Here is a 26,218-nt window from a genome sequence, read left to right as displayed (position 1 = left end):
CGGACGCGCTGAGCACGCACGCCTGAGCACGCACGCCTGAGCGGGCAGGGCCGTACGCGTACGCCCCTGCCCGCTCGTGACCGTACGCCTACGGTCGGGACGCCTCCGTGGCCGTCGGGGGCAGCATCCTGACCGGTTCGGTCTCCGCGTCGTTGTGCCGCAGTGCCCAGTTCTCCAGGGCGATACGGCACGCGTGGTCGACATGGCGCAGATCCGAGAGGTCCAGCTCGATCGGCCGGTCCTTCGGCAGGGCTTCGAGCTGCTCCATGATCCGGGGCAGCCGCAGGAACGTCGCGTTCCCCGTGACCGACACCACCAGCCGGCCGCCGGTGAGCTCCCGCACGTCCACATGGAGGTGCGAGATCTCCCACGCGGTCTTGACCACGGCGAGCAGCAGCCCCAGCACCACGCCCTCGAAGAGGTTGGTGACCAGGACCGCGATCGCCGTGATGGCCAGGATCACGGCCTCGCCGCGGTGTTCCCGCCACAGCGGGGCCAGCTCCCGTACGGGCACGAGCTTGCACCCCGCGTGGACCAGGACGCCCGCGAGCGCGGCCAGCGGGATCACGCCGATCGCCGCGGGCAGCAGCGCCGCGAAGAGCAGCAGCCACACGCCGTGCAGGACCCGGGAGAGCGATGTACGCGCCCCCGCCTGGACATTGGCGGCGCTGCGCACGATGACGGCGGTCATGGGCAGCGCGCCGAGCGCGCCGCAGATCGTGTTGCCGACGCCTTGGGCCATCAGCTCCTTGTTGTAGTCGGTGCGCGGTCCGTCGTGCATACGGTCGACGGCGGCGGCGCTGAAGAGGCTCTCCGCCGAGGCGATGAGAGTGAAGGCGAGGACGGTGCCGAGCGCGGCGACCCCCGCGAGCTGCCCGAAGTCGTCCAGCCCGGGCGGGCTGATGGACTCCAGCAGACCCTGCACCTCGACCTTCGCGATCGGCAGGTCCAGCAGCAGGGTCACGCCGGTGGCGAGCGCCACGGCGGCCAGCGGTCCCGGCACCACGCGGACCTTCGCGGGGAGCTTGGGCCACAGGACGAGGACGGCGACCGTACCGGCGCCGACCAGGAACGCGGTCAGCGCCGTACCGTTCGTGAAGATCTCGCCGACCAGTCCGGGCAGGCCGGTGAGCTTGGGGATGCCGCCGGACGGCTGGGCGGTGTCGGCCATGGCGTACACCTGGCCCAGGACCAGCACCAGGCCGATGCCGGCCAGCATGCCCTGCACCACGGCGACGGAGATGGCCCGGAACCAGCGGCCGAGGCCGAAGGCCCCGAGCGCGAGCTGGAGCAGCCCGGAGACGAGGACGATGGCGCCGAGCACGCCCAGACCGAAGTCCTGGACGGCTTGGTAGACGAGGACGGTGAGTCCGGCGGCGGGGCCGCTCACCTGGAGCGAGCTGCCGGGCAGGACGCCCACGACGATGCCGCCGACGATGCCGGTGACCAGGCCGAGTTCGGCGGGCACCCCGGAGGCGACGGCGACACCGACGCACAGGGGCAGGGCGACGAGGAAGACGACGAGTGACGCGAGGATGTCGCGCCTGAGGACCTCACGGTCCTTCAAGAGGCTGAACATGAGGGTGTCCTAGCTGTGAGACGGGGCGGGCTACGCGGTGCGGCCCGGGAACGACGGCTCAGCCACGGCCGGTTGCCGTGGCTGAGGTCGTGCCCTGGGCCGTGCTCACAGCGGTCTGAACGCCCCGCCCAGCTCCGGCCGGTGGCTGCTCACCGCGCCGGTGTCCACCTCGTAGTACCAGGCGTGCAGCGAGAGCTGCCCGTCGGCGAGCCGCTCGCGGACGGCGGGGTAGCCCCGCAGGGTGTCGAGCTGCGCCGCGGCGTGGTGCTGCACGCAGTGGGCGAGGCCCTGTTCGGACGGCAGCTCGCCCCCGCCCAGGTCCAGCCAGCCGCGCACGGCGGGGACGGCGGACAGGTCGTCGCCCCGCACCAGGGCGCCGACCGCACCGCAGTGCGAGTGCCCGCAGACGACGATGTCGCGGACGCCGAGCACGCGCAGCGCGTACTCGATGGTCGCGGCCTCGCCGCTGGGCCGCCCTTCGTCGTACCGGGGGACGATGTTGCCCGCCGTACGCAGCTCGAACAGCTCACCCGGGCGGGCTCCGGTGATGAGGGACGGGATGACTCGGGAATCCGAGCAGGTGATGAAGAGTGCTTCGGGCGACTGCCCCGCGGCGAGTTCACGGAACTCGTCGGGGCGTTCCGCCACCCGCACGGAAAATGAACGGGCGTGATCGATGAGTGACTTCATGATGGCCTGCCTCCTGCACCCCCGGTCTTCTCTTGCCGGGGCGCGGTGTGGTCGGGTCAGTGGGGGGTGTAGCGAGATGAAGAGCCGCCGGGTCAGGCGGCGTGGATTCCGCGTCTGAGGGCGAACGCGTGGTTCGGTCGGAATCTCACTGCTGGCCCTCTCCTTCGGTCGGTACGCGGAACACGTTGCTACGCGGCAACGCGGTGCCGGTTCCCATGATGAGGCATGGCAACCTCCACTACTTTGCCTGAACATTACCTCTAGGTGAAAGATCAAAATTCCGCCAAGTGCGCCTTTCGTGACGCAAAGTGGCGGTTCTGGATCAGGTGTGCGAGCAAAGTCACTCGGGGTGATTCCCGCAGGCCCCGGCATTCACAGGAGGCTCCCCGGTTATTCGATCGCACGGTCGAAGAGGCGTTGCATTGGTGACGCGGAGCCACCCGGGCGCGTCCCGGCGATAGTTTCGGGAATGTGTCGCGCGCCCGCGAGGGCGGTCATGGGACGGTCAAGGGGCGGTCAAGGGCGGTCAGTGGCGGTAGAAGATCCGGTCCCGGTTCTCGGTCATCACCCGGCCGTTCCACTCGGTGCCGCCGTCGACGTTGCCCGACCGCAGCAGCGGCGGCTCGATGCCGCGCCCGGCGAGTTCCGTGGCGGCCGTCGCCATCACCGCCTGCATCAGGGCGCTGGTGACGACCGTGGAGGCGGGCGCGAACGGCGCCTCGATGCCGGGGGCCGTCAGCTCCGCGTCGCCGACCGCGATCCCGCTGTCGAGGACGATGTCGCAGTGGTCCTTGAGGAACGTCCCGGTGCGGTGCCGGGAGCGGGTCTCCGTCGCGTACGCCACGGACGTCACCCCGATCACCGTCAGCCCCAGGGCCCGCGCGTTCAGGGCCATCTCCACGGGCAGCGCGTTCCGCCCCGAGAGGGAGACGATGACCAGCAGGTCCCCGGCGGCGGCGGGACTGGAGTCGAGCACGGCGCCCGCGAGGCCCTCGACCCGCTCCAGCGCCGAGCCGAGGGGGGCGGGCATCACGTCCACGCCGACGACGCCGGGCACGGTGAGCAGGTTCATGGTGGCGAAGCCGCCGGCCCGGTAGACGACGTCCTGGGCGGCGAGCGAGGAGTGCCCGGCGCCGAACGCGAAGAGCCGGCCCCCGGCGGCGACGGTGTCGGCGACCGCCGTGCCCGCGGCGGCGACAGTGGCGGACTGTTTCTCCCGTACCCGCTGGAGCAGGCCGATCGCCGCGTCGAAGAACTGATCGGCAGGCGTGCTCTCGCTCATCGGGTGACCTTCCGGGAGTGGGCCAGGGGGCGGGGGAATGTCTGTGCCGCCGATCACGTTGAGGTCTGGACCATTGCTCTGTCAATACCGCTGCCGGCCGCCGCGACGGGCCCGGTGCCGCCCGGCCCGCGGCCGGTGCGGGCAAGCGCGTCAAGGGTGGTGCTCTCCGGCGAGGCACGCTTGTCGGTGGTATGCGTCAGAATTGGGTCAGGGCCAGCGCACGATTTATTCGAGGGGCACGAATGTCCGGACTGATCGACACGACGGAGATGTATCTCCGCACCATCCTTGAACTCGAAGAGGAAGGCGTGGTCCCGATGCGCGCCCGGATCGCGGAGCGGCTCGATCAGAGCGGCCCGACGGTCAGCCAGACCGTGGCGCGCATGGAGCGCGACGGACTGGTGCAGGTCGCGGGCGACCGGCATCTGGAACTCACGGAAGAAGGGCGCAGGCTGGCGACACGGGTCATGCGCAAGCACCGGCTCGCGGAATGCCTCCTGGTCGATGTGATCGGCCTGGAGTGGGAGCAGGTGCACGCGGAGGCGTGCCGCTGGGAGCACGTGATGAGCGAGGCGGTGGAGCGGCGGGTGCTGGAGCTGCTGCGCCACCCGACGGAGTCGCCGTACGGGAACCCGATCCCGGGCCTGGAGGAGCTGGGCGAGAAGGCCGAGGCCGACCCCTTCCTCGACGCGGGGATGGTGAGCCTGGCGGAGCTGGACCCGGGCACCGAGGGCAAGACGGTCGTCGTACGGCGGATCGGGGAGCCGATCCAGACGGACGCCCAGCTCATGTACACGCTGCGGCGCGCGGGTGTGCAGCCCGGCTCCGTGGTGAGTGTGACGGAGTCGGCGGGTGGGGTACTGGTAGGAAGCAGTGGCGAGGCGGCGGAGCTGGAGTCCGAGGTGGCGTCGCACGTCTTCGTCGCCAAGCGCTGAGACCGGGCGCATCGGTCGGGGCCCGGCCATAGGTACGTACGTCACCGGGTGGGGCCGGCGAGACCGGTGACGTCGGTAGTCACGCGTGACACGGGTGCGACAGGTGGGGCGCGACGGGCAGGACGAGCGTGACGGGCGGGGCCGGGCTGTCTCCGGTACGGCCCGGACGGTCGGTGGTACGGGTGCCTGCGGTGCCCGGGGGGTGAGCCGCGGCGGGCGTGGGGACGTCCGCGGCGGCAGGGAGGGAGCGGCTGATGCGTGGCGTGATGTGTGCGTACGGCGATGAGGCCCGACGGTGTCCCGCCACGCCCGGAGCCGTACGCGGGCCGCGCTTTGGCGCCGTACGCGAGCCGCGCTCCGGCGCTGTATGCGAACCGGGCTCCCGTGCCGTACGTGGGTCGGGCCCCGGCGCTGTACGCGAACCGGGCCCCGGCGCCTTGCGGCACCGGAGCCCGGCCGCCCCCACGCCGACCCGGAGCCCCGAGCTCCCAGGGTCGTCCCCTTCGGACCGTCATCCCCGAGCGGCCCGCCTCCCGGAGAAGATCTCCCCTGAGGGCCGCCCGGCAATCCTGGACCGTGGTCACTCGAACGAGCGGTGTTGGGCGCGAAAACCGCGCGTTCGAATAAAGGTTCGATAGCCTGGTGTGGCTGGTGCGGTGGGAGTCCGGGATGTGGCACGGGCCCGGTCCCCGCACCCGCGAGCAGGACTGTGCAGGACTCCGCAGGACCGTGAGCGAGACCGTGAGACCGAAGGGGGTGCCGGGACGCATGGTGCGGCGCATCGATGTGACCGGAGCGGACGGCGTACGTCTCGCTGCCTGGGAGTTCGCCGACCCGCCCGAGGCCGAGCCGGAGGCGCGTGGGCCGGGGGACAGCTCGGCGGTCCTGCTGCTGCACGGCCTGATGGGCCGCGCCTCGCACTGGGACGCCACGGCGCGCTGGCTCGCCGCCCGGCACCGGGCGGTCGCGTTCGACCAGCGGGGCCACGGCCTGAGCGAGAAGCCGCCGGAGGGGCCGTTCACGCGCGAGGCGTACGTCGCGGACGCGGAGGCCGTGATCGAGCAGCTGGAGCTCGCCCCCGTCACGCTCATAGGCCACTCGATGGGCGCGCTCACGGCCTGGCAGCTCGCCGCCGCGCGCCCGGATCTCGTTCGCGCCCTGGTCATCTGCGACATGCGGGCCTCGGCGCTGGGCGCCGCGTCGCAGCGGGAGTGGGGCGACTGGTTCCGCGCCTGGCCGGTCCCATTTGCTTCGCTCGCGGACGTACGGAAGTGGTTCGGCGAGGAAGACCCCTGGGCCGAGCGCCCCACGCCGGCCCGGGGCGAGTTCTTCGCGGAGGTCATGGCCGAGCGCCCGGACGGCTGGCACCCGGTCTTCTCGCGCCGCCAGATGATGACGTCCCGCGAGACCTGGGTCCATGACGCGCACTGGGAGGAGCTGGCCCAGGTCCAGTGCCCCACGCTGGTGGTCCGGGGACTCGACGGCGAACTGGGCAGGGCGGAGGCCCACGAAATGGTCCGGGTGCTCCCGAGGGGCGAGTACGCGGAGGTGCTCGACGCGGGCCACTTCGTCCACTACGACCAGCCCGAAGCGTGGCGAGCGGCGATCGAACCGTTCCTGGAGGGCGTCCTGACGGGGTGACCGGGGACGGGCGACCGGCCGCCGGAACCGGTCGAACCGCCCGGGGACGGGCCGGGCGGGGGCGGATACCAAGAGCGCGGCCCCGCCTGCCCCTCAGCCCTTGCTGACCGCCGTCAGGATCTCCGGCAGGCGCCTCGCCGTCTGCGGGGCCGCCAGGCGGAGTCCGCCGAGGGCGATGAGGGCTCCGTACGCCGTGCCCACGGGCAGCAGGAGCCATGAGCGGTCGGCCAGGTTCGAGACGTGGAGCCAGATCGTCAGGGCGAGCACCGGTGCGCAGAGCAGGGCCGCGCCGAGCATGCCGCCGAAGATGGAGATCCAGGCGAGTCCCGCCTGGCCCGGGGCGACGTTCTTGTAGCCGCTGTCCTGCGGGATCGAGTAGGGGAAGCGCGCCGACGCCACCGCGCCCGTCGCCAGCATCGCGCCGAGCAGCGCGAAGGAGAGGCCGAGCGCCTCCGGCAGGGCGCCCCAGTTGCCCAGCACGGCCGCCGTGGCGACGGTGACCAGTGCCGAGTACGGCAGCGTGACCACCAGCAGGGCCAGCGCCCGCGCCCGCAGCTCCAGATAGGCGTCGCGCGTCGAGGAGATCGTCAGCGCGACCATCCAGAACGCCGAGGTGTCCTGGCCGAACTGGTTGTACATCTGGATGCCGAGCATGCCGGCCGCGAAGCACGCGAAGTAGATCGTGCCCCTGCCCTGGAGCGCGTTGAACAGCGGCACGATCAGGCCGATCGCCAGCGAGGTCGCCCACGCCGCCTTCGTCTTCGGGTCGCGCCACACGTACCGCAGGCTGCGCTTCATCACCGTGGCCGTACGTCCCTCCGGGAACAGCCCGGCCAGTACCCGCCCCGGGCCCCGGGTCGCCGTCGCCTCCTTGCGGCCCGGCTGTCCGGCGCCCAGCGTCGAGCCGTCCGGGGCCGTCATCAGCTTCGTCAGCGACCGCTGCCACGCGTACAGCAGCGCGGCGAGCGCGCCCGCCGACAGCAGCAGTTGCGCGGCGGCCCGTCCGTACGCGCCCTCGCTCACCGAGCCGACCGCGCCGAGCGCCGACGCGGGCGGCAGCCACCGGACGGCGCCCGCCACCGGGTCGAGCGCCCCGAGGCCGCCCGCGTCGCCCAGCCGCTGCGCGGCGAAGTTGACGAACTGGACGCCGACGGCGATCACCAGACCGCTGAGCACCGCCAGGTCGCGGCCCTTGCGCGAGGTCAGCAGCCGGATGTTGGCCGCCGCGACGGCGCGCGCGAGTGCGACGCACACCAGCAGCGCCAGCGGTACGGCGAGGACCGAGACGGCCACCGCGCCCGCGCCGTGCGCCGTCGCGATCGCCGAGCCGGTGAGCAGGCAGAGCGTGAACAGCGGCCCGATCCCCACCAGGGACGCCACCAGCAGCGCCCGTACCAGGGGGCTCGGCCGCAACGGCAGCATCACCAGCCGCGTCGGGTCCAGGGTCTCGTCACCGCTCGGGAAGAACAGCGGCATCACCGCCCAGCCCAGGGCGAGCACGGCGGTCAGCAGCACCACCACCGTGTCCGCGTGGGCGGTGTCGCGCAGCAGGACCAGGCCGAGGAACTGCGCCGCCGCGAGCAGCAGCACCACGACCACGGAGGCGATGTACGCGGCGGTCCTGCCGGACGACTGGCGCAGCCCGTTGCGCAGCAGGGCGAGCTTGAGCCGCACGAACACGGGGGTGAGCGCGGGCGCCGGCGCCACGCCGCCTGTCACGCCGCTCGGTACGCCGCCCGCCGTGGCCCCGGCCGGGGCGCCGCTCATCGCGTACCGCCCAGCCAGTCGAGGTGGTCCCCGCCGCCGTCGTGCCCCCGCGCGCCGACGAGTTCGAGGAAGGCGCTCTGGAGGGACGGCGCGTCGCCCCGTACCTCCGCGAGGGTGCCGTGCGCGCGGATGCGGCCCGCCGCCATCACCGCGACCCAGTCGCAGAGCGACTCGACCAGCTCCATGACGTGGCTGGAGAAGACGACGGTGGCGCCCGAGGCGGTGTAGCGCTCCAGGACGCCCCGGATCGTCTGCGCGGAGACCGGGTCGACGCCCTCGAACGGCTCGTCCAGGAAGAGGACTTGGGGGTTGTGGAGCAGCGCCGCCGCCAGCCCGATCTTCTTGCGCATGCCGGTCGAGTAGTCGACGACGAGCTTGTGCTGGGCGCCCGCGAGGTCGAGCACGTCGAGGAGCTGGGTGGCCCGCTTGTCGACCTCGGGTCCGGGCAGTCCGCGCAAGCGGCCGTTGTAGCCGAGGAGTTCGCGCCCGGAGAGCCGTTCGAAGAGCCGCAGTCCCTCCGGCAGTACGCCGATCCGTGCTTTGACCTCGGCCGGGTCCCGCCAGACGTCGTGTCCGGCGACCACGACCCGGCCCCGGTCCGGGCGGAGCAGGCCGGTGATCATGGAGAGGGTGGTGGTCTTGCCCGCGCCGTTCGGCCCGACCAGTCCGATGAACTGGCCTGCGGGCAGCTCCAGATCGATGCCCGCGACGGCGATCTGTTCGCCGAAGCGCTTCCACAGCCCCTCGACCCGCACGGCCGCCCCCGCGACGGTCTCGGTCGGCGTCCCTACGACCGCTCCGGCCGCTTCCGCCGCTCCAGTCCCCGCCGTCGCTTCGGCGCCCGCGATCGCTCCGGTTCCCGCCGCCGCTTCGGTCCGGGGCCCTGTGATCGCCTCCGCTTCTCCTGGTGCTCGGTCCGGCATGACGCACGACCCTTCCGTGTCCCGTTGATCCCCGATGCCCCTGATATCCCGATCAGAAGTACGGGGACCACCCTACGTAAGCCGCCCACATCTACCCAGGCCGCGCACGCTCACCCCTTACCCGAGCCCCTTACCCGAGCCCTTACCCGTGCCCCTTACGCTGTCCGCCGCTACCCCTGCTTCCGCGCCCGTACCGCCGCCGCGTCCTGGCCGCACGCGTACGCCAGCGGGCTGATCAGCTCCGCGACATCCGGCAGCCAGCGGTTCGCCTGCGTCGGTCTGCGGGCCCACTGCACCGCGCCCCTGCCGCCCACCCGGGTCGGCGGCGCCGCCACGTACTGCCCCTCGCCGCGCACGATCAGGTCCACCGACTCCGGGTCCCACCCCAGGTTCCGTACGAGGGTGTCCGCCTTCGCCGCCGCTCCCGTCAGGACGAAGAAGACCATCCGCCGGTCCGGGGTGCAGGTCACCGGCCCCAGCGCCAGCGACATCCGCTCCATCCTGGCCAGCGCCAGGAAGCCCGCCGACTCCGACACCTCCAGCGCGTCGAAGGCCCGCCCCGTCGGCAGCAGCACCGACGCCCCCGGCTGCTTCGACCACAGCCTGCGCACCGCCGCCGGACTGCCCGTCGCCAGCCCCGCCCAGCCGGGGCCCGTCGCGTGCGCCCCCGGCGCGGCGCACCCCGCCCGCTCGCAGGAGCACCGTTCACCGCCGGGCACCGGCACCAGCCGGGTGCCGGGGAACACGTCCCAGTGCCGCTCGTCCGCGTACCGCACCGCGCTGTCGAGCAGCAGGTCGCCCCGCTGCCCGGGGACCCGGGCGCCGCCCGTCACTCCAATGGTCTCTTCCACGCAGAGCACAACTCCCGCCACCAGCACGGGTTACGGGCGCGGGGCGGCGCGCCGTACCCCTCGATCCCGCACATGGGGCGCATCGATGCAAGTACGGGGGCGCGCGGGAAGGGGTGGAGCGGTACGCGGGTAACCACCCCCGGGGGTCGGACACCATAGGGGCAGCGGGGGGCCGCACACGACCGTTGGCCGGTCGTGGTCACGGGGGTTTCCGGAAAGACCTAGATTATTTGCGTTATTGCCGAACATGCGCATTCTCCGCATATTTGCCGGGCAGTGTTCACAGAGTTGATCACTGCGGCCACAGGGGGTATCCATTGGCAGCCAGGCCACTCGTCGCGCGTCAGCCGAACGAACGGCTCCAGGCGCTCATCCAGGAAGCCGGGTGCTCCAACGCCGGGCTCGCGCGGCGCGTCAACATGGTGGGAGCGGAGCGCGGGCTCGACCTGCGCTACGACAAGACGTCGGTGGCCCGGTGGCTGCGCGGCCAGCAGCCGCGCGGCCGGGCGCCGGGCATCATCGCCGAGGCGCTGGGCCGCAAGCTGGGCCGTACGGTCACGATCGACGAGATCGGTATGGCCAACGGGAAGAACCTCGCCTCGGGGGTCGGCCTCCAGTTCTCGCCGACCGTCATGGGGGCGATCGAGCAGGTCTGTGAGCTGTGGCGCAGCGACGTCGGGCGCCGTGACTTCCTCTCCGGCTCGGCCGTCGCCTCCTCGGCGCTCGTCGAGCCCAGCAGAGACTGGCTGATCACCGGCGCGGACTCCACGGTCGCGCGCAACACCGGTGCCCGGGTGGGGGATTCGGACGTCGAGGCGGTACGGGCGATGACCCGCGCGCTCATCGAGCTGGACCACCGCTTCGGCAGCGGCCATGTCCGGCCGGTGGTCGTCCACTACCTGAACAGCGTGGTGGCCGGGCTGCTCGCCGGCTCGTACCGGGAGACGGTCGGCCGCCGGCTCTTCGCCGCGGTGTCCCGGCTCACCGAACTGGCCGGGTACATGGCGGTCGACACCGGCCAGCCGGGGCTCGCCCAGCGCTACTACATCCAGGCGCTGCGCCTCGCCCAGGCGGCCGGGGACCGGGGGTACGGGGGGTACGTCCTGGCCGCGTCGATGAGCCATCTCGCCGCCCAGCTCGGAAACCCGCGTGAGATCGCCCAGTTGGCGCGAGCGGCGCAGGAGGGGACGCGCGGTCAGGTGTCGCCGCGCGCGCAGGCGATGTTCCACGCGGCGGAGGCGCGCGGCCACGCGCTGATGGGGGACACCCGTACCTGCGAGACCGCGGCGGGCCGGGCGATCACGGCGCTGGAGCACACGGACGAGGGCGCGGGGGAGGACCCGGAGTGGATCGAGCACTTCGACCACGCCTATCTCTCCGACGAACTGGCGCACTGCTACCGCGATCTGGGCCGCCCGGACGCGGCGGCCCGGCACGCGGAAGCGGCGCTGGAGGGCCATCCGGAGTCCCGCGCGCGGCGCCGGGCGATCGGCCTCGTCCTGCTGGCGACGGCGCAGGTCCAGCAGCGTGAGGTGGAGCAGGCCTGCCAGACCGGCACGCGCGCGGTGGAGTTGCTGGGGACGCTGCGCTCCAGCCGGGGGGCGGAGTATCTGGAGGACCTCCAGCAGCGGCTGGAGCCGTACGGGGACGAGCCCGCGGTACGGGAGTTCGGGGCGCGGCTGGAGATCCAGGCGGCCTGAGACCGCCGGCCCGGGCGTACGGGTTGCGTGGGGATGTCGTGAGGGCGCGGTGTGGACACCGTGCCCTCGGTCAATTGAGGTGGAGCGTCCGCGACTTCACGCCTTCTACCAGCGTCTTCGCAGGCCGGGGTGTTACCTGCCCGACATCGGCCCGACGCGCGTGTTCGAAGGCGCGATTCACCCGGTAGCGTGAACCGATGATTCGGTAGGCCAGACGTTCCACACGTAGGAGTCCCGGTGACGCACAGCGGACAAGGGGATGAGCCGCAGTATCCCGCCGCTCGGACCGCGCACGAAGGCGTCGTGCTGCCCAGTGACGGCAGCGCGCCCCTGATCCCCGGCTCGGTCGACCGGACGCCGCCCGGCCCGGCTGTCGGGGGTCCGTCCGTGCTGCCGCCGACCGGCCCGCCGCCGCCCGGCCCGGTTGTCGGGGGTCCGTCCGTGCTGCCGCCGACCGGCCCGCAGCAGCCGGGCGCCCAGGAGTGGGGGCTGCCGCCGCAGCAGGCGTACGGGCAGGATCCGGGCGCCCCGCATGCGCCCTACGGAGCGCAGGGCACCCCGCAGGGCCCGGCGCAGGGGTACGGGGCGCCCGCGGGGGCGCCGCCGTACGACCAGCCCTACCAGCCGGGGTATCCGCAGGCCGGCCCCCAGGGCGGCCAGGGAGCCTACGGGGCGTACGGCGGGCCGGAGCCCACGCCGTCGTACGGGACGCAGGGGGGCGCTCCGTACGGCACGCCGCAGACCCCGCCGCAGCCGTACGGGCAGCCCGTACCGCAGTCCCAGGGGCAGCCGCTGCCCCAGCCGCACGGGGAGCCGCAGCCGTACGGGAATCCCCAGCAGCCCCAGCAGCCCCAGCAGCCGCCGCACCTCCAGCAGCCCCCGTCGTCTCCGCAGTACGGCGAGCCGCTGCCTCAGGCGCAGCCGCAGCCGCACTCCGGGACCCAGGGCGGTTACGGGCAGCCGATGCCGCTGCCCGCCGAGACGCCGGCGCCCGCACCCGGCAGCGCGGACGCCACGCAGTACCTGCCGCCCGTCTCCGCCGTGCCCGGCGGGCCCGCGGGGGGCATGGGGGATTCGGACGCCACCCAGTTCATCCCGTTCGTTCCTCCCGTCCCGTCAGCCGCCCCCGCCTCGCAGGGGCCCGGGGTGCTGCCGCCCGAGGCCCGGGACAACGCGGCCGACGCGACCCAGTTCCTGCCGCCCGTCGCGGCGGCGCCGGGTTCGGACTCGGAGGCGACGCAGTTCATCGCCCCCGTCCCCGCGGCGGCCCCGGCCCCCTCCCCGTACGGTGTACGGCCCGGCGCCCCCGGTGACCGCCCGCCGCCCGCGGAGTTCGACAACCTCTTCCGCGCGGACGGTCAGGGCGCCCCCGAGTCCACCCAGAAGATGCCCCGCATCGAGACCCAGGCGCCGCCCGTCGGCGGCCGGCGGGCCGCCCGGGGCGGCGGGCCCGGCAAACAGCCGCAGCCGCAACCTCAGACCCAGGCCCAGGCCAGGCCTCAGGCCCCGTTCCCGTCGCAGTCGCAGTCGCACGCGGACCACGGCGGCGGTGGTGGTGGCCGCCGCAAGTCCTCGCGGGCCCCGCTGATCGCCGCCGTCACCGCCGGCATCGTCGTGCTCGGGCTGGGCGCGGGCGCGCTGATGAGCGGCGGGGGCGACGACACGTCCAAGGACGAGAGCAAGACGGTGGCGGCGACGACCTCGCCCGAGGCCACCGGGTCGTCGGAGGCCCCGGCGCCCCCGGACCCCGTGAAGACCCAGGCGGAGGAGCTCGACAAGCTGCTCGCGGACAGCAGCAGCAGCCGCCAGACGGTGATCAACGCCGTCAACTCCATCAGGTCCTGCGACAACCTCGACCAGGCCGCCACCGATCTGCACGGCGCCGCCGAGCAGCGCCGGGGCCTGGTGACCCGGCTGGACGCGCTGACCGTGGACAAGCTGCCGCAGCACGGTGAACTGACGTCATCCCTCACCGACGCGTGGGAGGCGTCCGCCTCCGCCGACGACCACTACGCGGAGTGGGCCAAGCAGGTGGGGAAGAAGAAGGGGTGCAAGGACGGCCAGGCGCGGGTGACCTCCGAGCGTTCCAAGGGCGACCGCGCGAGCGGCGAGGCCACGGCCGCGAAGCAGAAGGCGTCGGGCCTGTGGAACAGCATCGCGACGGAGTACGACCTGACGAAGCGCCCCCCGACGCAGCTCTGACGACGAGCACGCCCGGCCGGGGGACCGTCCCCGGCCGGGGAGTCGTCCCCGTACGGGGACCCGTGCCCGTACCGTTACCGGTGCGATTCCCCCAGCAGCGTCTCGCCCACGCTGACGAATCCCTTCCGCTGGCTCACCAGACGCCCCTGCCGCACCACCTGGAACGTCACGTCCCCGTTGATGATCCGGGGGAAGTTCGGCGTCCCGAGCATGTCCTCGTACCGCCAGCGCAGGGTCGGTGTGAGGCCGCCGGTGTTCACCTCCAGGCCCCGGTCCAGGGTGTCCGTGATCCGGCCGGTGGTGATCTCGTCCGCGCCGATCGACTCAACGACCTTCTTCAGCACGGTGTACGCGATCCACGTGGTCTGCGCCCCCGGGTCCGCCGGGTCGATGTCGTTGTCGCCGAAGGCGTACTTGTCGATCACGCCGCGCATCTCCGCCCACGCCGGGTCGTTCGCCACCGGGTACCAGCCCGTGAAGTACGCGTTCTCGAAGATCCCGTCCTTGCCGCCCGTACGGTCGACGAGCGACTGGTCGACGCTGCCCAGCACCGAGGAGACCCGCACGTTCCGGCCGTCGTCGGGGAGCCTGCGGTAGGAGTCGAAGAAGGTCTCCGTACGGTCGCCGAGCACCGCCGTGACACAGCCGCCGTCCCCGGCGCGTTCGCGCGCCGTCCTGGCCTGCCGGGTGTAGTCGGTGGCGTCCTCCGCCGCGCGGACGTCGGAGACGGACCCGCGACCGCCCTCGGCGAGCCCGGCGTCCATCAGCTCGGGCAGGTCGTCGCCGGCGATCGTGTCGGGCCGTACCAGCGCCGTCCGGTCGCAGTTGCGCGCGACCTGCTTGCCGCTGCCCGCGAGGAGCGTGGCCACCCCGCCGTTGACGGGGTAGGAGAGGAAGCTCGTGAACTCCTCCTCGCTGATGCCGTATCCGCCGATGTACGGGATGCCCGCGGCCTCCAGCGGCGCCATGAACTCGCGGCCGAACTGGCTGTACGAGCCGACGACGGCGACGGCCTTCTCCTTCACGGCCCGGCGGGCGCACTCGGCCGCGCCGGCCGAGTCGTTGCGTTCGTTGCAGGTCAGGACGCGCAGCTCGTGGCCGTCGATGCCGCCGGAGGCGTTGACCCAGCCCGCGTACGCCCGCGCCATGGCCGGCATACCGGGCAGATTGGTGGCGTTGCTGCCGATCGGCGCCCAGGTCATGACGGTGACCGGCGCCCGGGAGCCGCCGGGGTCCCCGGGCAGCACACCGCAGCCGGAGAGGAGGGTGGCGAGCGCGAGCAGCACACCGCCCCTCGTGCCGCGCGTGCTTCCCGTGCCGCCCCTACTTCTCGTGCTTCTCGAACAGAGATGTCGCGCGCCGGACTGGAAGGGGCGGAGGGAGGAGAAACGTCGCCGACCGGTCATAGCCATGCACACTGCCGCGCCACGGGTAATTGCGGAGTGAGCACGAGTCAACGGTGGGTGACGCAGAGGTGAATAGCAGGGGCCCTGGGTGACATCGCCCGGCGGACCGTAAAGTCGGTGATGTGCAGCAAGGTTCCGAGAACTCTTCCCGTCGTGCCCGTCGCTCCCCCACCATGGGCGGCATGCCGCTCAACGACATGCCGTGGTGGCGCTGGCGCAGCAATGTGCGCTCGGCGCTGCACATGCTTTCCGATCCCGTCTTCCACCAGGAGTACTGGCTGGCCGGCCGCGAGGGGTACGGGGACGTCACCGACGCCGTGTACCGGCTGGTCGAGGACACCTGGCTGGACAACTGGTCCGCCGAGAAGTACGTCGGGACCATATTGCGCGACTCCGGCGAGGCCGCGCTCGTCGACGTCGCCGTGCTGCGGGTGCTGCGCATCATGCACCAGGTCGGTGCTGACGCGCCCGTCTCCGCCTATCTGGACCACCACGGCTGGCCCGAGGCGGTCCGCGCGGCCCGCGAGGCGCACGTACGGCTGGCGGCGGGCGACGGGGACGACCCGGACGCCCTGCCGCAGACCCTGGACGTGCTGCGCATCATGACGCGCTCCGGCTGAGCGGGTACGGCTGAGCAGGTATGGCGATGTGGGATCCTTTGTGGTCATGAGTACCGCCGCGCAGCCACCCGCCTCGCCTGCCCCGTCCGGCCGCACCGACCGCCGGGACGGCACCGACGGCCGGGACGGCACCGACCAGTACGTGCTGACGCTGTCCTGCCCGGACAAGCAGGGCATCGTGCACGCCGTGTCGAGCTACCTCTTCATGACCGGCTGCAACATCGAGGACAGCCAGCAGTTCGGGGACCACGACACCGGGCTCTTCTTCATGCGGGTGCACTTCTCGGCGGAGGCGCCGGCGACCGTGGAGAAACTGCGGGCGAGCTTCGCCGCGATCGGGGACTCCTTCCGGATGGAGTGGGCGATCCACCGCCCCGAGGAGAAGATGCGGATCCTGCTCATGGTCAGCAGGTTCGGCCACTGCCTCAACGACCTGCTCTTCCGGGCGTCCACCGGCGCGCTCCCGGTGGAGATCGCGGCCGTCGTCTCGAACCACACGGACTTCGCCGAGCTGGCCGCCTCGTACGACATCCCGTTCCACCACATCCCGGTGACGAGGGACACGAAGGCGGCGGCGGAGGCGGAGCTGCTGGAGCTGGTCCGGGCCGAGGAGGTGGAGCTGGTCGTCCTCGCCCGCTACATGCAGGTCATCTCCGACGACCTGTGCAAGCAGCTCAACGGCCGGATCATCAACATCCACCACTCCTTCCTGCCGAGCTTCAAGGGCGCGAAGCCGTACCACCAGGCGCACGCGCGGGGCGTGAAGCTGATCGGCGCGACGGCGCACTACGTGACCGCCGACCTCGACGAGGGCCCGATCATCGAGCAGGAGGTCGAGCGCGTCGGCCACCAGGTCACACCGGAGCAGCTCGTGGCGATCGGCCGGGACGTGGAGTGCCAGGCGCTGGCGCGCGCGGTGAAGTGGCACGCGGAGCACCGGATCCTGCTGAACGGCCACCGCACGGTCGTCTTCGCCTGAGTTCCGGCGCAGGGCGGCAGTGGCCCGTGCTCAGAGACGGCTCATCGCCGCCGCCGCGAACAGCACGTCCCTGATCGCCTCGCGGTCGCCGTCCTGCCCGGCCGCCGCGTCCTCCGGCGAGACGCGCCCGGCCACCACCTGGCAGAACTCGACGGCGTCGAGCGCGACCTGGCCCACGGACAGCTCCCGGCAGCCGACCGCCGCCGGGGAGTCCAGCGGGATGTACCAGTCCCCGCCGCCCGCGCCCTCGACCAGCAGATGCAGCGACCGGCCGGGCGAGCCCGCCGCCACGAGCTGCTGCGCCGGGCCGGCCAGCCCCGCCCGGCGGCGCAGCGCGAGGGCGCCCGGGAGCAGCCGCGCGCCGAGATCGATCATCGAGTGGAGATGGGGCCCGCTCGGCGGCCGGTACGGATAGGCCACCGCCTCCGCGATGTCCGTGCCGTGGATCCAGCACTCGAAGGCGCGCTCCAGCAGCGCGTCGCGCAGCGGCAGGGCGAATTCCCCGTACGTCACGGAGAGTTCGGCCACGCCCCGGCCGGCGAAGGAGACCGTACGGATCAGGGCGTGGCTCTGCTCGCGCCAGGGTTCGTGGAGCGCGCGGGTGGGCGGCGGTGCGGCGGAGCGCCAGAAGGTCTCCGTACGGTCGGTCGGGTCGACGGGCGCGTCCTGGCCGACCGGGTCGTCGAGGCCGAGGGCGGCCGCGACCACGCCGTCCACGGTCATGAGGTGGCCCATGACCCCGGCGACCGTCGTCTTGCGGAAGGTGGTCCGGTCGTCCGCGAACCACTGGAGGCGTACGGGCGCGTGCCAGTCCTGGGAGCCGATGTCGCGCAGCAGCGCGTCGAGCCGGGCGGTCTCGGCGTCGTACGGGGCGGCCCAGCCGGGCACCGGGACGCGGGCGGGGCGGCGGCCGAGGCACTCCTCCAGCACGCGGGAGCGCAGCCGCGGGTCGAGGTCCAGGTTCCCCTCGGCGTGCAGCAGCCCGACGGCGTCGCGCAGCCGCAGCGCCTCACCGGCGCAGGGCGCGCACTCGGTGAGGTGGTCCTCGACGAGCCCGGTCTCGGCGGCCGAGCAGGCGGAGAGCGCCCAGGCGCCGAGGAGCGACTTCAGTACCTTGTGGCTGAGCCGGGGCGGTTCGGGGGCGGGTTCGGGCGCGGACTCCGGCACGAGCTGGGGTTCCGGTTCCGGTTCCGGTTCCGGCGGGTCGAGGTCGTCGCCCGCCGCCCGCGGGCCGGGTATCCGGAGGAAGAGCGGCGGTTCGTCGGGTTCGCGGCCGTCGTGGGAGCCGCCGTCCAGCGGGCCGGTCACAGCGAGCGTCCGTTTCCCGGCGGCGGGAGGTCGTCCCCGGCCCGGCTGTTGGCGGTGGAGAGCAGTTGCAGACCCAGCCGCAGCCGGCGGCGTGCCTCGTCCTCCGTGACGCCCAGGTCCTCCGCCGTCTGGCGGCAGTCCCGGCGCTGGAAGTACGCCAGCTGCAACGCGCTGAGCAGCGGCTTCGGCATCGACCTGACGATGTAGTCCGCCCGGGCCGCCGCCGAGGCCCGGCGGATCTTCTGCTCCAGCTCCTCCGGGGAGCCCTCGCCGCGCGCCTCGAACGCCTCACGCTCCGTCTCGCGGAGCTGCCGTACGGCGAGTTCCTGTGTGACGTTCGCCACCCAGGAGCGCAGGGAGCCCTGCCGGGGATCATAAGTGTCCGGGTTCTCCCAGACATGACCGAATACGTCGCGGGTGACGCGGTCCGCGGCCTGGTCGTCGTCCAGTACGCGGTGGGCGAGGCTGTGCACGAGGGACGCGTACCGGTCGTAGAGCTCACCGAGCGCCGCCGCCTCACCCCGCGCGAGCCGCTGCTGCATCCTGCGGTCCCAGCGGGGCGGTGTGTTCTTCGCCATCCGACCCCCAGCCCTGTTCCTCTGGCTCTCGTGGTTCCCCGTGCCCGTCCGCTCCGCCTCTTTGTCCGTCCCCGCCACCGGCTTCCGCCACCATGATGCCGAAGTCCGGGCCGCGAGGGGCTCGACCGTCCCATCGAATGTAGTGGGCACCACGGGCAGCGCACGCCCCTTTGAGGTAAGTGCGCCCTTACCGCGCCCTGCGACGTTTCGGCTCGTGGCGAAGGGGCAGGCGCGGTCGGGAAGCAATACTTCCGGATCGTCCCATCCGTCGAGGAGAAGGGCATGAGACGCGTGACGCTCAAGGTGAACGAGTCCGACCGGGGTGCGTGGACCGTGCTGCACATCACCGGCGAGCTGGACATCGTGACCTCGCCCGAGGTCCGTCAGCGGGTCCATGACGCGGTGGCCGAGGGACAGCACGCACTGGTGCTCGATCTCTCGCAGGTGTTCTTCTGCGATTCCAGCGGTGTCGGCGTCCTGATCGCCTCCCGCAGGCTGCTCCACTCCTGCCGGGGAAGCCTCCGTCTCATCCTGCCCGCGCGGGGTTCGGAGGAGGGCTCGCACGTCAACCGCGTTCTCGCGGCGCTGGGTGTACGCCGGCTCTTCGAGGTCTTTCCCGATGTGCCGAGCGCCGTCGACGTCGACGCGCAGCCGCTGTCGGCGTAGTGGTGCCGGTGCTCCTCGGCGTGGCCCCCGTACCCTTCCGCGCCCGCGTCAACTGCGCTTTCTCCGTACGGCTTCCGGGCAAGCGGGCACACGGCGCCCCTCGGTCGTCGTACGCTCCCGGCATGGACAGCGCAGAATACGAGGGCAAGATCGCCTCCAGGTTCGCGGCATTCGACCAGGACGGCAGCGGTTACATCGACCGGGAGGACTTCAGCGGGGCCGCGGCGGCGCTGCTCGCCGAGTTCGGCACGACCGCCCGCTCGGACAAGGGGCAGGCGCTCTACAGCGGGGCCGAGGCGTTCTGGCAGGGGATGGCCGGGATCGCGGACGTCGACGGTGATCAGCGGGTCAGCCGCCAGGAGTTCGTCACCGGCGCGGTGAAGCGGCTGCGTGACAACCCGGAGCGGTTCGCGGAGATCGCCCGGCCGTTCCTGAGCGCGGCGATCGCGGTCGCGGGCGGGGCCGGCGCGGCATCCGGCGACGGCCGCACCGTGACCCCGGCGGCGGCCGAGCGGGCGCTGCGGGTGCTGGGCGTCGAGCCCGAGGCGGCGGTGCGGGTCGCCCGCGAACTGGACGCGGACGGCGACGGGCGGATCGGCGAGGCGGAGATCCTCAAGGGGTTCGCCGCGTACTACGTGACGCCGGAACCCTGATCGGCCCGGGGCGCGCCCGGATCCGACCGTACGAAAGCGTTGGCCTCAGCCCTCTGATGCGTCACCGTGCGTGGTGGGAGGGCGGCCGGCGCGGTCGATACCGGGTTGTGTCCTTACGGTTCGCCGTCACGCGCCGGAGTCGTGACCCGGCTCCGGTACGCTCCCTCGGGTGCGAGAGGTAGAGAGGCGCGAAGCGCGCGGTGATGCCGTTACGGCGGCGCCCGCGTCGGGCGTGTGCGCCGCTGGGGCGCCGCGAGTGCGCCGTGCGCGCCGGTGTTCGACTCCCCTCGGCGTGCGTCGCACAGTATGCACCACGCCTACTCCTTCGCGCTGGAATATGCCCGAAGCGCTTGTTGTGGTGACTGTACGTCAACCATGCTGTCTCGCAAGGGAATCACGTTGGGTGATCTCGTCGAGAACCCTGTCGAGGCGCGAGGCGATGTGTCCGCCGGTTCGGATGGTGTGAGCGGTGCAGGTGCTTCAGGTTCAGTTGGAGATCGGGCCCGACCCCGCGGAGGTGGGGCGGGCTCGCAGATGGGCCAGATCCAGGCTCGTCGGTTCGGGCATGGGGGATGACGAGCCGGTCGCGGAGACGCTGATCCTGCTCATCTCCGAGCTGGTCACGAACGCCGTGGTGCACACCGGCTGCCCTGCCGTGCTGCGGATGCTCTTCGGCTCGGGTGCGGCGGAGGCGGGCACCGTCCGGGTGGAGGTCGCCGACATCAGCGCCTGCCCGCCGCGCCCCCGCCACGCGGCCGGTGAGGACACCAACGGCCGTGGCCTGGAACTGGTCGACGGCCTCGCCGACCGGTGGGGGTGGCAGCCGGAGGGCGCGGGCAAGCGGATCTGGTGTGAGGTGGACCGGGGCGCGCCGGACACCGCCGAGGACTCCCCGGGCAGGTCGCAGGCGTCGGGCGCACCGAGCGCCCACGGCCCGGTCCCGGGCCCCGGCACCGGTGGTTACGGCGCCGCCGCGGGGTACGGCCCGGCGCCGTACCAGCCGTCGTACGGCATCGCGCGCCCGGCGTAGCGCGACCGGTCGGCGGGGCGCGGTCGGCCGGCGTGGGTCACCGCCGGTCGCCGGCCATGGCGCCGGAGCCGGAGCCGGTGGCGGAGCCGGAGCCGGTGGCGGATCCGGAGCCGGTGGCGGCGCCCGCCCGGAACGTACGCCGGTACACCGTCGGCGGGACGCCCAGCGCCGCCTGGAGATGCTGCCGCATCGACTGCGCCGTACCGAACCCGGAGTCCCGCGCCACCTGATCGACCGACAGGTCGGTCGACTCCAGCAGATGACGCGCCCGTTCGATCCGCTGCCGCACCAGCCACTGCCCGGGGCTGACGCCCGCCTCCTCGCGGAACCGGCGGGTGAACGTCCGTACGGACATGGACTCCCGCTCGGCCATGTCCCGTAGCTGGATGGGCTCGTGGAGGCGGCTGAGCGCCCAGGCGCGCGCCGCGGTCGTGGTCGCCGCCTGTGGTTCGGGGACGGGCCGCCGGATGTACTGCGCCTGACCGCCGTCCCGGTGCGGCGGGACGACCGTACGGCGCGCGACCTCGCCCGCGACCGCCGTGCCGTGGTCGCGGCGCACGATGTGCAGGCAGAGGTCGATCCCGGCGGCGACCCCGGCCGAGGTGAGGATGTCCCCGTCGTCGATGAACAGCACGTCGGGGTCGACCGCGACGCGCGGGAACAGCCGCTGGAAGTGGGCGGCGGACGACCAGTGGGTGGTGGCGGGCCGCCCGTCGAGGAGCCCGGCGGCGGCCAGGACGTAACCGCCGGTGCAGATCGAGACCATGCGGGTGCCCGGCCGGATGTGGGCGAGGGCGGCGGCGAGTTCCTCGGTGAGGACACCGTCCGTGTGGACGGGGCCGAGCTCGTACGACGCCGGTACGACGACGGTGTCGGCGGTGGCGAGCGCCTCGGGCCCGTGCTCGACGACGATCGAGAAGTCGGCATCGGTGGATACGGGCCCCGGCGCCCCGGCGGTGCAGGTCACGACCTCGTACAGCGGCTCCTTCGCGGCACCGCGGGCGCGGCCGAAGATCCGCTGCGGGATGCCCAGCTCGAAAGGGATCACGCCGGGGAGGGCGAGCACGGCGACGCGGTGAGCTGGGTGCGCCGGGTCAGCCGGATCCCTGTGGTGCGGGCGGTGCGGCGGTGGGTGAGGCATGGCCCGATCCTAGCGAAGGGTGTCCATCCGGCCACTCGTACGACCGGATCCCGCATCGGATGCTGTCCGACGTGACACAGTCAACGGACCTCACCCCGGACGACGCGAAGGGCACCCCCGCACCCCTCTCCGTCCCCGTCCCTGTCCCCGTCCCCACCCTCACCCCTGCCCCTGCTCCGCGCGCGCCGGGGCGGATCCACCGGGCGTGGTTCGTCGCCGCCGTCACCTTCGTGACGATCGTCGGCGCCGCCGCCTTCGCCTCGCTCCCCGGTCTGCTGATCGAACCGCTGCACACGGAGTTCGACTGGTCACGCGGCACGATCGGCTTCGCGGTCTCCGTCAACCTGGCGCTGTACGGGCTGACCGCGCCGTTCGCCGCGGCCCTGATGGACCGCTTCGGGATACGGAAGGTCGTCGCCGTCGCGCTGACCATGATCTCGGCGGGCGCGGTGCTGACGGTCTGGATGACCGCCACCTGGCAACTGGTGATGTACTGGGGCGTTCTGGTCGGCCTGGGCAGCGGTTCGATGGCGCTGGCCTTCGCGGCGACGGTGACCAACCGCTGGTTCGTGGCCCGGCGCGGTCTGGTCACCGGCATCCTGACGGCCGCGGGCGCCTCCGGGCAGCTGGTCTTCCTGCCGCTGCTGTCCTGGCTGGTCGAGGCGCACGGCTGGCGCCCGGCCGCCGTCACCGTCTCGCTGACCGCGCTCGCCGTGGTCCCGTTCGTCTGGCTGCTGCTGCGCGACCACCCGGCGGACGTGGGCCTGTCCGCCTACGGAGCCCCGGAGTTCACCCCGAAGCCCGCACCGGTGCGGGGCGCCGCGCGGCGGGCGCTGTCGGTGCTGGCGTCGGCGGCGCGCACCGGGCCGTTCTGGCTGCTCGCCGGTACGTTCGCGATCTGCGGCGCCTCGACCAACGGCCTGGTCAAGACCCATTTCGTACCGGCCGCGCACGACCACGGCATGCCGATCACGGCCGCCGCGTCGCTGCTCGCGGTGATCGGTGTCTTCGACGTCGTCGGCACGATCGCCTCCGGCTGGTTCACCGACCGCTACGAGGCGCGCCGCCTGCTCGCGGTCTACTACGCGCTGCGCGGCGTCTCGCTGCTCTTCCTGCCGATGCTGCTGGCGCCGGCCGTCCATCCCCCGATGCTGTTCTTCATCGTGTTCTACGGCCTGGACTGGGTTGCCACGGTCCCGCCGACGATCGCCCTGTGCCGGGAGCACTACGGCGAGGACAGCGCGATCGTCTTCGGCTGGGTCCTCGCCTCGCACCAGGTCGGGGCGGCGGTCGTCGCCTTCGCGGGCGGCGTGACGCGGGACGTCTTCGGCTCGTACGACGTGATCTGGTACGCCTCGGGCGCGCTGTGCGCGGTGGCGGCGCTGATGGCGCTGGTGATCAGGCGCGGACGGACGGCGGCGGCGTAGCGCCCTTCCGCCGATTCCGGGCGCGGTTCCTGCGGGCGATCGCCGTCCCGATCCGGTGCGCGTCGAGGGCCAGCTCGCGCAAGCTGCCGCTGATGGGGTTGGTGAAGCCGGTGAAGTACAGGCCGGGCGCCTGCTTCGGGGTCCGGCGGCCGTGCGTCACCGGACGGCCCCGCGCGTCCAGCACGCCCAGATGGCCCACCAGGCCCTCCAGGGCGCGGTGGTAGCCGGTCGCGGCGATGACGGCCTCGGGGGTGATCCGCGCGCCGTCCGCCAGGACGATCCCGTTCCCGTCGAAGGACTCCACCGCCGCCACCGGCTCGACTCTCCCCTTCCGTACGGCCTTGATCAGGCCCACGTCCTGCACCGGGATCGCGCCCTCGCGTACCCGTGAGTAGAGCCCCGTGTCCGGGCGCGGCAGCCCCTGCGCGGCCAGGTCGGGGACGGCGACCCGGGCCAGGACGGCGGCCGCCGCGTCGACCAGCCGGGTCGGCAGCCGGCGCACCAGGATCCCGGTCAGCTGGGCGGGCCAGCCCAGCGTGGAGCGGCGCAGGATGTGCGGAACGGTCCTGATGGCGAGGCGTACGCGCGCCGCGCCGCCCTCGGCGAGGTCGACGGCTATCTCCGCGCCCGTGTTGCCGACGCCGACGACCAGGACGTCCTTCCCGGCGTACGGCCCGGCGTTGCGGTACGCGGCGGCGTGCAGCAACACCCCGCCGCCCTCCTCGTACGCCTCCCGGCCCGGCCAGGAGGGCACGCGGGGCGTGTGGTTGAACCCGGTGGCCACGACGACCGCACGCCCCGTCAGCTCCCGCCCGCCCGTGGCGCGCAGCAGCCAGCCGGCGCCGTCGGGGGAGCGGTCGATCCGGGTGACCTCCACGCCGGTGACGATCTCCAGCTTGTGGTGGGCCGCGTACACGTCCAGGTACCGCACCACATCGGCGCGCGCCACCCAACGCCCGAACGAGCGCGGCATCTTGAGCCCCGGCAGCCCGGACCGGGCCCGCGTGGTGTGCAGCCGCAGCCGCTCGTAGTGGCCGCGCCAGGACGCCCCGACGGCCCCCGACTTCTCCAGGACGACCGCCCGTACGCCCTGTTGACGCAGGACGGCGGCGACGGCGAGCCCGCCCGGGCCGCCTCCGACGACGTACACAGGTCGTTCATCGGCGAGCTCGAAATCTGCACACATGAAGCCTGAGCGTAATGGCCGCCCCACTTGTTGGGTGCCGGTCAAGAAGGAAACCGATTGCGAATCGATCACGCCCGCCGTACGGCAACCGACCACCCGCCGGAGGTGCGCATCGCGGGGAGGGTGTCAGGGCCAGAGGAGTTCGCGTACCCAGGCGGACTCGCGTACCGATGGGCCGGGTGGGGGGCTCGCGGGGTGGCGGTAGCGGAGGCGTACGTGGCGGCGGTTTTCCTCGCCCTGGAAGAACTCCACCTCGTCCGGGACGAGGATGTACGCCGTCCAGGTGGGCGCCTCGGTGGACGGGGCGCGGCGGGCCTGTTCCCAGGCCGTTCGGCTCGCTTCCGCCAGTTCCTCCGGCGAGGCGAGTACCTCGCTCTGGCGGCCCACCAGGGCCGAGGCGAGCGCGCCCGTCGAGCGGGCGTGGAGGTCGGCGCTGCTCGCCCGCGGGGGCGCGGTCCGCACCGGGCCTCTGAGGCGTACGGCCCTGGCCTGCGTGGGCCAGTAGAAACCGAGGGCGGCCTCGGGGTGCGCCGCGAGGTGGCGGCCCTTGCGGCTGGTGGCGTGGGAGGCGAAGTGCCAGCCGTGGTCGTCGGCGTCGTGCAGCATCAGCGTCCGTACGTCCGGACGGCCCTGCTCGTCGGTGGTCGCGAGCGTCATCGTGTGCGGCTCGGGCTGGTGCGCGGCCACCGCCTGCGTGAACCACCGGTGGAAGAGTGTCAGCGGGTCGTCGGGCGCCGTGGCCGGGTCGAAGTCGGGCAGTGGGGCGCCGCCCGTGTCCCAGACGCGCTGGGCGTGCAGGAGGGCGCGGAAGGATTCCTGGGGGCGGTCGTGACCGGTGTCGGTGCCGTCCATGGGGTGGTTCGCCGGATCGTTTCGGCGCGCTACTTCGTGGGCTTCTTGCCGGTCATGCCGAGGTGGACCAACAGGGCGAGATTGGGCTTCAGTTCGGCCTGCTTCACGCCCCAGCTCTGGAAGCCCTTCTGGTGCGAGGCCACCGAGGCGAGCATGACGACCAGCGAGCCGGCCACCGCCGCCGGGCTGACGTCCTTGTCGACGCGGCCCTTGGACTGGAGCTCGGACACGGACTCCGTCAGGGAGTTGGTCACCGAGTTGAGGATCTTCAGGCGGATCTTGTTGAACCGCTTGTCGCCCTCCGCCGCGCCCAGGTCCACCACCCGGAGGATCGCGTCGTGTTTGCGCCAGAAATCGAGGAACCCCTCGACAAGCTCCTCCGACGTCTGCCACCCGGCCTTGCCGATCCAGGAGCGGCCGGAGACCAGCCCGGTCAACCCGGTGCCTTCCTTGGCCATTTCCTCGGCGATTTCGAGGACCGCGCCCTCGACGTCCGGGAAGTACTGGTAGAACGTCGCGGGTGAAGTGCCCGCTCTGCGGGCGACGTCGATGACTTTCACGTCCCGGTACGGCGAGGAGCTGAGCATCTCGCCGAGACAGTCGAGCAGCTTCTGCCGCGTCGCCTGTCCGCGTCGACCAGCCACGCGGCCGTCGACGGTGCGCACTTGTCCTGTCATGCCGTCAGCTTACCGAGGGGTGATCGGAGCGCGATTTGGCCGAGTGCAAATGGGGAACCGGCCATCTCCCGCACGGGACCGCGAGGGCCGGTCCCCAGGTTGTGCACAGGATTAGTGTTATCAAC

General features: G+C 72.7%; 23 protein-coding genes. 10 read left to right on the top strand and 13 right to left on the bottom strand.

What is annotated here, in order from left to right; all coding sequences use genetic code 11:
* Window positions 1-88: 88 nt before the first annotated feature.
* The 3 genes from ACFTZC_RS03590 to ACFTZC_RS03580 form a co-directional block, all read right to left on the bottom strand.
* Window positions 89-1,579 (bottom strand): SulP family inorganic anion transporter, encoded by a 1,491-nt coding sequence (locus ACFTZC_RS03590; RefSeq protein WP_382886452.1) that lies wholly within the window; start codon window positions 1,577-1,579, stop codon window positions 89-91.
* A gap of 105 nt (window positions 1,580-1,684) precedes the next feature.
* Window positions 1,685-2,269 (bottom strand): carbonic anhydrase, encoded by a 585-nt coding sequence (locus ACFTZC_RS03585; protein WP_382886450.1) that lies wholly within the window; start codon window positions 2,267-2,269, stop codon window positions 1,685-1,687.
* Window positions 2,270-2,795: 526 nt separating this feature from the next.
* Window positions 2,796-3,551: an SIS domain-containing protein gene (locus ACFTZC_RS03580; protein ID WP_382886448.1), complete on the bottom strand. Its 756-nt coding sequence runs from the start codon at window positions 3,549-3,551 to the stop codon at window positions 2,796-2,798.
* Window positions 3,552-3,793: 242 nt separating this feature from the next.
* Here ACFTZC_RS03580 and ACFTZC_RS03575 point away from each other — a divergent pair, with 242 nt between their 5' ends.
* Both ACFTZC_RS03575 and ACFTZC_RS03570 read left to right on the top strand, forming a co-directional pair.
* On the top strand, window positions 3,794-4,486 hold the full coding sequence (locus ACFTZC_RS03575; RefSeq protein ID WP_382886446.1) for a metal-dependent transcriptional regulator: 693 nt from the start codon (window positions 3,794-3,796) through the stop codon (window positions 4,484-4,486).
* Window positions 4,487-5,254: 768 nt separating this feature from the next.
* Window positions 5,255-6,127 carry an alpha/beta fold hydrolase gene (locus ACFTZC_RS03570; protein ID WP_382886730.1) on the top strand — a complete coding sequence of 291 codons (873 nt, stop codon included), beginning with the start codon at window positions 5,255-5,257 and terminating at the stop codon, window positions 6,125-6,127.
* 93 nt (window positions 6,128-6,220) lie between these two features.
* Here ACFTZC_RS03570 and ACFTZC_RS03565 read toward each other — a convergent pair whose 3' ends face one another.
* From ACFTZC_RS03565 to ACFTZC_RS03555, 3 genes are all read right to left on the bottom strand, one after another.
* Window positions 6,221-7,894, bottom strand: coding sequence for a transporter (locus ACFTZC_RS03565; RefSeq protein ID WP_382886445.1), 1,674 nt, complete (start codon window positions 7,892-7,894; stop codon window positions 6,221-6,223).
* Window positions 7,891-8,817, bottom strand: a complete 927-nt coding sequence (locus ACFTZC_RS03560) for an ABC transporter ATP-binding protein (protein WP_382886443.1) — start codon at window positions 8,815-8,817, stop codon at window positions 7,891-7,893. The genes ACFTZC_RS03565 and ACFTZC_RS03560 overlap by 4 nt, the downstream gene beginning before the upstream one ends.
* A 170-nt stretch (window positions 8,818-8,987) precedes the next feature.
* On the bottom strand, window positions 8,988-9,677 hold the full coding sequence (locus ACFTZC_RS03555) for a bifunctional DNA primase/polymerase (protein ID WP_382886728.1): 690 nt from the start codon (window positions 9,675-9,677) through the stop codon (window positions 8,988-8,990).
* Between the two features lie 308 nt (window positions 9,678-9,985).
* Between ACFTZC_RS03555 and ACFTZC_RS03550 the strand changes: the two genes are divergently transcribed.
* Both ACFTZC_RS03550 and ACFTZC_RS03545 read left to right on the top strand, forming a co-directional pair.
* The gene (locus ACFTZC_RS03550) at window positions 9,986-11,368 is read left to right on the top strand and encodes a transcriptional regulator (protein ID WP_382886441.1); all 1,383 of its coding nucleotides are present in this window, start codon (window positions 9,986-9,988) and stop codon (window positions 11,366-11,368) included.
* Between the two features lie 303 nt (window positions 11,369-11,671).
* The gene (locus ACFTZC_RS03545; RefSeq protein ID WP_382886439.1) at window positions 11,672-13,570 is read left to right on the top strand and encodes a hypothetical protein; all 1,899 of its coding nucleotides are present in this window, start codon (window positions 11,672-11,674) and stop codon (window positions 13,568-13,570) included.
* 74 nt (window positions 13,571-13,644) lie between these two features.
* On the opposite strand, the gene ACFTZC_RS03540 is transcribed toward ACFTZC_RS03545, so the two are convergent.
* Complete coding sequence (locus ACFTZC_RS03540) at window positions 13,645-14,976, bottom strand: ABC transporter substrate-binding protein (protein ID WP_382886437.1); 1,332 nt, start codon at window positions 14,974-14,976, stop codon at window positions 13,645-13,647.
* Window positions 14,977-15,158: 182 nt separating this feature from the next.
* Here ACFTZC_RS03540 and ACFTZC_RS03535 point away from each other — a divergent pair, with 182 nt between their 5' ends.
* Together ACFTZC_RS03535 and purU are read left to right on the top strand one after the other, a co-directional pair.
* On the top strand, window positions 15,159-15,596 hold the full coding sequence (locus tag ACFTZC_RS03535) for a hypothetical protein (protein ID WP_382886435.1): 438 nt from the start codon (window positions 15,159-15,161) through the stop codon (window positions 15,594-15,596).
* Window positions 15,597-15,642: 46 nt separating this feature from the next.
* Window positions 15,643-16,575, top strand: a complete 933-nt coding sequence (gene purU, locus ACFTZC_RS03530; protein ID WP_382886433.1) for a formyltetrahydrofolate deformylase — start codon at window positions 15,643-15,645, stop codon at window positions 16,573-16,575.
* Window positions 16,576-16,605: 30 nt separating this feature from the next.
* Here purU and ACFTZC_RS03525 read toward each other — a convergent pair whose 3' ends face one another.
* Window positions 16,606-17,883 (bottom strand): maleylpyruvate isomerase N-terminal domain-containing protein, encoded by a 1,278-nt coding sequence (locus tag ACFTZC_RS03525; protein WP_382886431.1) that lies wholly within the window; start codon window positions 17,881-17,883, stop codon window positions 16,606-16,608.
* Window positions 17,880-18,461 (bottom strand): RNA polymerase sigma factor, encoded by a 582-nt coding sequence (locus ACFTZC_RS03520; protein ID WP_382886429.1) that lies wholly within the window; start codon window positions 18,459-18,461, stop codon window positions 17,880-17,882. The genes ACFTZC_RS03525 and ACFTZC_RS03520 overlap by 4 nt, the downstream gene beginning before the upstream one ends.
* Before the next feature lie 291 nt (window positions 18,462-18,752).
* Between ACFTZC_RS03520 and ACFTZC_RS03515 the strand changes: the two genes are divergently transcribed.
* From ACFTZC_RS03515 to ACFTZC_RS03505, 3 genes are all read left to right on the top strand, one after another.
* Window positions 18,753-19,127: an STAS domain-containing protein gene (locus ACFTZC_RS03515; protein ID WP_382886726.1), complete on the top strand. Its 375-nt coding sequence runs from the start codon at window positions 18,753-18,755 to the stop codon at window positions 19,125-19,127.
* A gap of 122 nt (window positions 19,128-19,249) precedes the next feature.
* Window positions 19,250-19,780, top strand: coding sequence for an EF-hand domain-containing protein (locus ACFTZC_RS03510; protein ID WP_382886427.1), 531 nt, complete (start codon window positions 19,250-19,252; stop codon window positions 19,778-19,780).
* A 469-nt stretch (window positions 19,781-20,249) separates the two neighbouring features.
* Window positions 20,250-20,810, top strand: a complete 561-nt coding sequence (locus ACFTZC_RS03505; RefSeq protein WP_382886426.1) for an ATP-binding protein — start codon at window positions 20,250-20,252, stop codon at window positions 20,808-20,810.
* Between the two features lie 37 nt (window positions 20,811-20,847).
* On the opposite strand, the gene ACFTZC_RS03500 is transcribed toward ACFTZC_RS03505, so the two are convergent.
* Window positions 20,848-21,951 (bottom strand): GlxA family transcriptional regulator, encoded by a 1,104-nt coding sequence (locus ACFTZC_RS03500; RefSeq protein WP_382886424.1) that lies wholly within the window; start codon window positions 21,949-21,951, stop codon window positions 20,848-20,850.
* Between the two features lie 71 nt (window positions 21,952-22,022).
* Here ACFTZC_RS03500 and ACFTZC_RS03495 point away from each other — a divergent pair, with 71 nt between their 5' ends.
* Window positions 22,023-23,378: an MFS transporter gene (locus ACFTZC_RS03495; RefSeq protein ID WP_382886422.1), complete on the top strand. Its 1,356-nt coding sequence runs from the start codon at window positions 22,023-22,025 to the stop codon at window positions 23,376-23,378.
* Here the strand turns inward: ACFTZC_RS03495 and ACFTZC_RS03490 are convergent.
* The 3 genes from ACFTZC_RS03490 to ACFTZC_RS03480 all read right to left on the bottom strand — a co-directional run bounded on the left by ACFTZC_RS03490 (window position 23,350) and on the right by ACFTZC_RS03480 (window position 26,093).
* Entirely contained in the window at window positions 23,350-24,564 is a 1,215-nt protein-coding gene (locus tag ACFTZC_RS03490) for a flavin-containing monooxygenase (RefSeq protein WP_382886421.1), read from the bottom strand. The genes ACFTZC_RS03495 and ACFTZC_RS03490 overlap by 29 nt on opposite strands.
* 126 nt (window positions 24,565-24,690) lie before the next feature.
* Complete coding sequence (locus tag ACFTZC_RS03485; protein ID WP_382886419.1) at window positions 24,691-25,416, bottom strand: pyridoxal 5'-phosphate synthase; 726 nt, start codon at window positions 25,414-25,416, stop codon at window positions 24,691-24,693.
* Window positions 25,417-25,445: 29 nt separating this feature from the next.
* Window positions 25,446-26,093 (bottom strand): TetR family transcriptional regulator, encoded by a 648-nt coding sequence (locus ACFTZC_RS03480; protein ID WP_365810017.1) that lies wholly within the window; start codon window positions 26,091-26,093, stop codon window positions 25,446-25,448.
* Between the last annotated feature and the right edge of the window lie 125 nt (window positions 26,094-26,218).

Origin of the sequence: Streptomyces sp. NPDC056987 (assembly GCF_042673865.1) — a bacterium.
Taxonomy (GTDB): Bacteria; Actinomycetota; Actinomycetes; order Streptomycetales; family Streptomycetaceae; genus Streptomyces.
Note: the sequence above shows the minus strand (reverse complement) of the source record. Positions and strands in the feature narration are given on the sequence as shown.

Excerpts from the sequence above, each read along its gene's own strand:
- ACFTZC_RS03535 (WP_382886435.1), top strand. The coding sequence starts at position 15,159 with ATGCCGCTCAACGACATGCCGTGGTGGCGCTGGCGCAGCAATGTGCGC.
- ACFTZC_RS03575 (WP_382886446.1), top strand. The coding sequence starts at position 3,794 with ATGTCCGGACTGATCGACACGACGGAGATGTATCTCCGCACCATCCTT.
- purU (WP_382886433.1), top strand. The coding sequence starts at position 15,643 with ATGAGTACCGCCGCGCAGCCACCCGCCTCGCCTGCCCCGTCCGGCCGC.
- ACFTZC_RS03500 (WP_382886424.1), bottom strand. The coding sequence starts at position 21,951 with ATGCCTCACCCACCGCCGCACCGCCCGCACCACAGGGATCCGGCTGAC.
- ACFTZC_RS03480 (WP_365810017.1), bottom strand. The coding sequence starts at position 26,093 with ATGACAGGACAAGTGCGCACCGTCGACGGCCGCGTGGCTGGTCGACGC.
- ACFTZC_RS03590 (WP_382886452.1), bottom strand. The coding sequence starts at position 1,579 with ATGTTCAGCCTCTTGAAGGACCGTGAGGTCCTCAGGCGCGACATCCTC.
- ACFTZC_RS03585 (WP_382886450.1), bottom strand. The coding sequence starts at position 2,269 with ATGAAGTCACTCATCGATCACGCCCGTTCATTTTCCGTGCGGGTGGCG.
- ACFTZC_RS03560 (WP_382886443.1), bottom strand. The coding sequence starts at position 8,817 with ATGCCGGACCGAGCACCAGGAGAAGCGGAGGCGATCACAGGGCCCCGG.
- ACFTZC_RS03510 (WP_382886427.1), top strand. The coding sequence starts at position 19,250 with ATGGACAGCGCAGAATACGAGGGCAAGATCGCCTCCAGGTTCGCGGCA.
- ACFTZC_RS03570 (WP_382886730.1), top strand. The coding sequence starts at position 5,255 with ATGGTGCGGCGCATCGATGTGACCGGAGCGGACGGCGTACGTCTCGCT.
- ACFTZC_RS03520 (WP_382886429.1), bottom strand. The coding sequence starts at position 18,461 with ATGGCGAAGAACACACCGCCCCGCTGGGACCGCAGGATGCAGCAGCGG.
- ACFTZC_RS03485 (WP_382886419.1), bottom strand. The coding sequence starts at position 25,416 with ATGGACGGCACCGACACCGGTCACGACCGCCCCCAGGAATCCTTCCGC.
- ACFTZC_RS03565 (WP_382886445.1), bottom strand. The coding sequence starts at position 7,894 with ATGAGCGGCGCCCCGGCCGGGGCCACGGCGGGCGGCGTACCGAGCGGC.
- ACFTZC_RS03540 (WP_382886437.1), bottom strand. The coding sequence starts at position 14,976 with ATGACCGGTCGGCGACGTTTCTCCTCCCTCCGCCCCTTCCAGTCCGGC.
- ACFTZC_RS03580 (WP_382886448.1), bottom strand. The coding sequence starts at position 3,551 with ATGAGCGAGAGCACGCCTGCCGATCAGTTCTTCGACGCGGCGATCGGC.
- ACFTZC_RS03490 (WP_382886421.1), bottom strand. The coding sequence starts at position 24,564 with ATGTGTGCAGATTTCGAGCTCGCCGATGAACGACCTGTGTACGTCGTC.